5 protein-coding genes are annotated in these 4,476 nt (G+C 53.5%); 4 read left to right on the plus strand and 1 reads right to left on the minus strand.

Annotation, left to right across the window (positions count from 1 at the left end):
• Positions 1-1,173, minus strand: a 1,173-nt coding sequence (locus ABJQ89_RS10205) for an adenylosuccinate synthase (RefSeq protein ID WP_348496134.1), incomplete at its 3' end; no start/stop codon positions are given.
• A 205-nt stretch (positions 1,174-1,378) separates the two neighbouring features.
• Here ABJQ89_RS10205 and ABJQ89_RS10210 point away from each other — a divergent pair.
• The 4 genes from ABJQ89_RS10210 to ABJQ89_RS10225 form a co-directional block, all read left to right on the plus strand.
• Positions 1,379-1,777 carry a DUF6524 family protein gene (locus ABJQ89_RS10210; protein WP_348496135.1) on the plus strand — a complete coding sequence of 133 codons (399 nt, stop codon included), beginning with the start codon at positions 1,379-1,381 and terminating at the stop codon, positions 1,775-1,777.
• Positions 1,770-2,252 carry an OsmC family protein gene (locus ABJQ89_RS10215; protein ID WP_348496136.1) on the plus strand — a complete coding sequence of 161 codons (483 nt, stop codon included), beginning with the start codon at positions 1,770-1,772 and terminating at the stop codon, positions 2,250-2,252. The genes ABJQ89_RS10210 and ABJQ89_RS10215 overlap by 8 nt, the downstream gene beginning before the upstream one ends.
• Positions 2,253-2,315: 63 nt before the next feature.
• The gene (gene secG, locus ABJQ89_RS10220; protein WP_348496137.1) at positions 2,316-2,687 is read left to right on the plus strand and encodes a preprotein translocase subunit SecG; all 372 of its coding nucleotides are present in this window, start codon (positions 2,316-2,318) and stop codon (positions 2,685-2,687) included.
• 189 nt (positions 2,688-2,876) lie between these two features.
• A partial coding sequence (locus ABJQ89_RS10225) for a CTP synthase (RefSeq protein ID WP_348496138.1) occupies positions 2,877-4,476 on the plus strand: 1,600 nt, incomplete at its 3' end.

Genomic DNA, 4,476 nt, shown 5'->3' on the forward strand with positions numbered 1-4,476 from the left:
CAAATCCGCCCAAGAACGAGCGCCTTCCGTGCTTTCAGACCAACCCGGCATTTCTTCATAAATCGGCGTGCAGCGCGTTTGGTGATCTGCTGCCGTTGGCAGGTAATCAATGCGCTCACCGTCAAGCATGTAACCCGTGCAGATTTTCAACGTCTCAAAGCCGTCTAGAACGTCCAGCTTTGTGAAGGAAATACCCGTCACGCCAGATGTTGCACATGTTTGACGCACAAGAGCTGCATCGAACCAGCCACAACGACGCTTACGACCCGTCACTGTGCCGAATTCACGGCCACGTTCGCCAAGGCGCTGACCATCATCGTCGTCTAGTTCTGTCGGGAACGGGCCTTCGCCTACGCGTGTTGTGTAGGCTTTTACAATGCCCAGAACGTAATCAATGGAACCCGGCCCCACGCCAACACCTGTTGCCGCCTGCCCTGCAATCACGTTGGAGGAGGTCACGAAAGGGTAAGTGCCAAAGTCGATATCAAGCAACGCACCTTGCGCGCCTTCAAACAAAATACGATCGCCACGCTTTTTGCGATCGTTGAGAATCTTCCAAACCGGCGCTGCATATTTTAGAATCTGCGGTGCGATCTCAACAAGCTGCGCGACCAGTGCATCGCGGTCAATCGGCTCGATTCCGAGACCTTTGCGCAATGGATCATGGTGCTGCAAGGCGCGATCAACACGCGCTTCCAGCGTCGCCTGATCGGCCAAATCAGCAACGCGCACAGAGCGGCGACCGACCTTGTCTTCATAAGCTGGGCCAATGCCGCGACCAGTCGTGCCGATCTTCGTACCTTTAGAGGCCGCTTCTTCACGCGCACGATCAAGTTCGCCGTGGATTGGCAAAATCAGAGGTGTATTTTCCGCGATCATCAGAGTTTCCGGCGTGATTTCAACGCCTTGCTCAACGATGGATGCGATCTCTTTGACCAAGTGCCAAGGATCAAGCACCACGCCGTTACCAATAATGGACAGTTTGCCACCACGCACAACGCCAGACGGAAGCGCGTTCAGTTTGAACACCTCGCCATCAATAACGAGCGTATGGCCCGCGTTATGCCCGCCTTGGAAGCGCGCGATAACATCGGCTCTCTCTGACAACCAATCTACAATTTTGCCTTTACCTTCGTCGCCCCATTGAGCGCCGACAACGACCACATTAGCCATGCGAGAGACCTTTCCCATTACGTCAAACCCGCGCCCGTATAGTCTGCGCCTGTGCTAAGCGAAACACCTATTTCGCCGCATCTGCACACAAAACACCTTTTAAAGCGTCGCGCTGCGCTGCAAAGGAGCGTGATTCATCTAATCGAAACCGCGTCTGGACATGTTCACAGAGTTGCGCGACATCTATGCCAAAGGAGTTCGACCTATGATCCGTATCGCAATTAGATGGCTCATCGCATTTGTTTTGCTGGCTGCAACCTTCAACCCGACAGACTATAACTGGGTGCGCTGGTCGCTAACGAACTTCGGCGAGCAACTGCCAATGATCGTGCTCAGCGGTTTGATCCTGCTGATCGGCTACATCATCTTTTTACGCGCAACGCTCCGCTCTATTGGCGCCTTTGGCATGTTTCTTGTTCTCGCCGTCGTCGCTGCCCTTCTTTGGGTGCTCTATGATTACGGCTGGCTCTCGCTAGAGAATCAGAACCTGAACCAGTGGCTCGCTATTGTCGCGCTTAGCTTTGTTTTGGGTGTCGGCCTTAGTTGGTCCCACATTCGCCGTTCGATTTCCGGTCAAACAGATATGGATGACGTCGATGAGTAAATTACATGACTTCAACGCGACCCTGCGCTGGACAGGAAACAAGGGCACAGGCACCTCAAGTTATCGCGCCTATACCCGCGAGTGGACTTTAGAAAGCGACGGCAAGCCTGCGATTGCCTGCTCGAACGATCCGATGCTGGGTGGTGACCCGTCCCTTTATAACCCCGAAGACATGCTCATCGCAGCGCTAAGTTCCTGTCATATGCTCTGGTTTTTGCATCTTGCCTCCGATGCGGGGCTGACGGTGCATTCCTATGAGGACAATCCAATCGGCACTGGTGAAAGCCTCCCCGATGGTACAGGTCGTTTTGTGCGTGCACTTTTGCGTCCTAAGATCGGACTTTTACCGGGCAATGACACTGCGCTGGCGGACGCAGTTCATGGACGAATCCACAATCACTGCTTCATTGCGCGCTCTGTGAATTTCCCAGTTGAGATCGATGCACAGTATTTTGAGACCACTCAGGCCGATTGACGGGTTGCACGGGCGCTCATGATTGCCTAGATAGCACGCTGTACCACTAACGCGCAGGCACCCATGGAAAACGTCGTTCTGATCATTCACCTCCTTTTGGCTTTGTCACTGGTCGGCGTCGTTTTGATGCAACGTTCCGAAGGGGGCGGCCTTGGTATGGGCGGCGGTGGCGGCGGTGGCGGCGCAATGTCTGGCCGTGCAGCAGCGACTGCCCTTGGTAAAATCACGTGGATCTTGGCCATTTGCTTCATCATCACGTCGATTACATTGACAATCATTGCCGCGCAAAAATCTGCAGGTAGCTCTGTTCTAGATCGTCTAGGCGATGCACCAGCGGCTGCTGAGCAAAGCGCACCAGCAAGCGATCTTGGTGCAGGAAGCGATCTATTGCCTCCATCCGCCGACGATGCGCCACTGGTTCCACGCGCGGACTAACACCACAACTTTTTGAGACTTCGCAGGGTTCCGCAACATCATGTAGCGGTTCTCTTGCCAAACTCGCACGAATCCTGTAACGCTTAAATCCCGTGATGCTCGGTATTTTTGCGATGCCGATCACTTGAAATTTGACCAATCTTTCGCCCACTCACACTGCGATTAGGTCCACACGGGAGCGCTATGCACATGGCTAGATTTATTTTTATTACTGGTGGCGTTGTGTCCTCCCTCGGCAAGGGTCTTGCATCTGCAGCATTGGGATCGCTTTTACAGGCACGTGGTTTTTCCGTCCGTTTGCGCAAGCTTGATCCCTACCTCAACGTTGATCCGGGCACGATGAGCCCGTTTGAGCACGGTGAGGTATTTGTGACGGACGATGGCGCAGAAACCGATCTCGATCTGGGTCACTATGAACGGTTCACAGGCGTGCCTGCGCGCAACACCGATTCCATCTCGTCAGGTCGCATCTACACAAACGTTCTCGAAAAAGAACGTCGCGGCGACTACCTCGGTAAGACGATCCAAGTGATCCCACATGTGACGAACGAAATTAAAGACTTCATTTCCATCGGCGAAGACGAGGTTGATTTCATGCTCTGCGAAATCGGCGGCACTGTTGGCGATATCGAAGGCCTGCCCTTCTTTGAAGCGATCCGTCAATTCAGCCACGATAAGCCCCGCGGTCAATGTATCTTCATGCACCTCACGTTGCTGCCCTATCTGGCAGCCTCTGGCGAGCTAAAGACAAAACCCACGCAGCACTCTGTTAAAGAAATGCAAAGCATTGGCCTCGCGCCAGATATTCTCGTGTGTCGCTCTGAGCAGCCAATCCCGGAAAAAGAGCGCGAAAAGATCGCGCTTTTCTGTAACGTGCGTAAAGAGAGCGTCGTTGCAGCCTATGATTTGAAATCCATCTATGAGGCCCCCCTCGCCTATCACGAGCAAGGTCTCGATCAGGCGGTTCTGGATGCGTTCAATATCAACCCAGCACCAAAACCTGATCTGCGCGTGTGGGAAGACGTTGCCGATCGTATTCACAACACAGATGGTGAAGTGAACGTTGCTATTGTTGGCAAATATATTCAGCTCGAAGATGCCTATAAATCGATCAAAGAGGCCCTGACGCATGGCGGCATGGCCAACCGTGTCAAAGTGAACGTCTCATGGGTCGATTCCGAAGTCTTCGATAGCGCCGATGCAGCACCTTACCTTGAGGGCTATCACGCGATTGTCGTTCCAGGCGGATTTGGCGAACGTGGCACAGAGGGCAAAATCAAAGCAGCGCAATACGCGCGTTTGAACAAAATTCCTTACCTTGGCATCTGCCTTGGCATGCAAATGGCCGTGATCGAAGCGGCGCGTAACGTGGCCGGCGTGACTGCCGCAGGCTCTGAAGAGTTTGACCATGAATCGTCCGGCAAGAAGCGCTTTGAACCTGTTGTGTATCACCTTAAAGAATGGGTGCAGGGCAATGCGAAAGTCAGCCGCAAAGCCGACGACGACAAAGGCGGCACTATGCGTTTGGGCGCCTATGATGCGACCCTGACAGAAGGCTCCAAAGTGGCGGAAGTCTACGGGACCACCGCAATCGAAGAGCGTCATCGCCACCGCTATGAGGTCGATATTGCCTATAAAGAAAAGCTGGAAGCCGCAGGCCTCAGTTTTTCTGGCATGTCCCCAGATGGCAGCCTACCAGAGATCGTTGAATGGAAAGATCACCCTTGGTTCATCGGCGTTCAGTTCCACCCGGAACTGAAATCAAAACCGTTTGACCCACATCCCCTGT

The sequence above is a fragment of the Planktotalea sp. genome, assembly GCF_039984035.1.
In the GTDB taxonomy this organism is placed as follows: Bacteria; Pseudomonadota; Alphaproteobacteria; order Rhodobacterales; family Rhodobacteraceae; genus Planktotalea.